Genomic DNA, 1,420 nt, shown 5'->3' with positions numbered 1-1,420 from the left:
CAATGGGATGGACTCCTCCTCACCCTACTCCGGCGTCAGTGCGCCATACTGGTAGGTGGTTGGAAAACTATCAGCTTGAGAGTCAGGAGAAGCCCATATGAACATTAGCCGAGTTGGTGTGGATATCGCAAAGTCTGTCTTTCACGTACATGGCGTTGACCGGCATGAGAAGCCTCAATGGCGAGGTAAATATACCCGGGCCAAGTGGCTGGAGGCTGTCTGTCGACGCGTTCCTCAAGGCGCCACCATCGGCATGGAGGCATGTGCATCGGCGCATTATTGGGCGCGCGAACTTCAAGCGCGTGGCTACCATGTGAAGCTCATAGCGGCCCAATTCGTGAAACCTTACGTTAAAACGAATAAAAATGATCGGGCAGATGCTGAAGCGATTTGTGAAGCATTAGGCCGTCCAACGATGCGCTTCGTGGCCGTAAAAACCGTTGATCAACAGGACAGTCAAGCCACCCACCGGATCCGTGAAGAGCTGATTAGCCAGCGCACAGCGAAGGCCAATCAAATCCGTGGCCTCGTCGGTGAGTATGGGTTTATTGCCCCCACTGGTATTCAGCAGTTACGGCGGGCGCTGCCTCTTTGGCTAGAGGATGCCACCAACGGGCTCAGTGACCGCTTTCGCCGCCTATTGGCCGACTTAGCGGATGACTTACGTTATTTAGACGAGCGCGTTGCGCAGTTAACGTCCGCCATTGAAACACATGCCAACACCGACCCGGTTGCCAAGCGCTTGATGACCCTCCGCGGCATTGGCCCCATCACCGCCAGTGCCTTATCAGGTGTACTGGGTGACGGTACTATATACAAGCGAGGACGCGACTTTGCCGCCTCATTAGGACTGACCCCGCGTCAACATAGCACGGGCGGAAGAGAGCGCCTGTTGGGGATCAGTAAACGTGGCAATAGTTACTTACGCAAGCTGCTGGTACATGGCGCCCGCGCCGTCCTTCGTTATTCGGTGAAAAAAGACGACGGACTCAGCCAGTGGATCAAGCACCTTGCCGTGCGCAAACATCGCAACGTGGCGATCGTGGCACTCGCCAATAAGACAGCGCGTATGGCGTGGGCCGTCACACGTTACGAGGTGCCGTATAACCCTGAGTTGGCCGCCGCCGCTTAAACAGGTGACGCGACCATCAATGTTGAACCTTTAACCGGTGTTCCTACCGCCCCGACTGCACCACCACAAGAGAGATGGCGAACAGGTCGAACCGACGTCGGGCCATACCGTGTAGCGCGTAGAGCAAGAAAGCTCGTTTACGCTGAGGGTACCCGACGTGCGAATAGCCCATTAAGGTCCGATGTCCACGTTAGGCATCCTTTACGAGACCGGATATACGCTAGCAGTCGACTGTGCCGCTATGACCTTTTGTGCTTGCAGACGAGGAGGAGTCCATATACGCGCTAC

The 1,420-nt window shown here is 55.8% G+C and carries 1 protein-coding gene; it reads left to right on the top strand.

Annotated elements, in window-relative coordinates; genetic code table 11:
• Positions 1-97: 97 nt before the first annotated feature.
• Positions 98-1,132 (top strand): IS110 family transposase, encoded by a 1,035-nt coding sequence (locus tag INT21_RS18820; protein WP_193060515.1) that lies wholly within the window; start codon positions 98-100, stop codon positions 1,130-1,132.
• Positions 1,133-1,420 lie beyond the last annotated feature (288 nt).

It is taken from the genome of Halomonas sp. 3F2F, from assembly GCF_014897805.1.
In the GTDB taxonomy this organism is placed as follows: Bacteria; Pseudomonadota; Gammaproteobacteria; order Pseudomonadales; family Halomonadaceae; genus Vreelandella.
Note: the sequence above shows the minus strand (reverse complement) of the source record. Positions and strands in the feature narration are given on the sequence as shown.

Bases quoted from the DNA above. Each gene is read 5' to 3' on its own strand.
- INT21_RS18820 (WP_193060515.1), top strand. From the start codon at position 98: ATGAACATTAGCCGAGTTGGTGTGGATATCGCAAAGTCTGTCTTTCAC.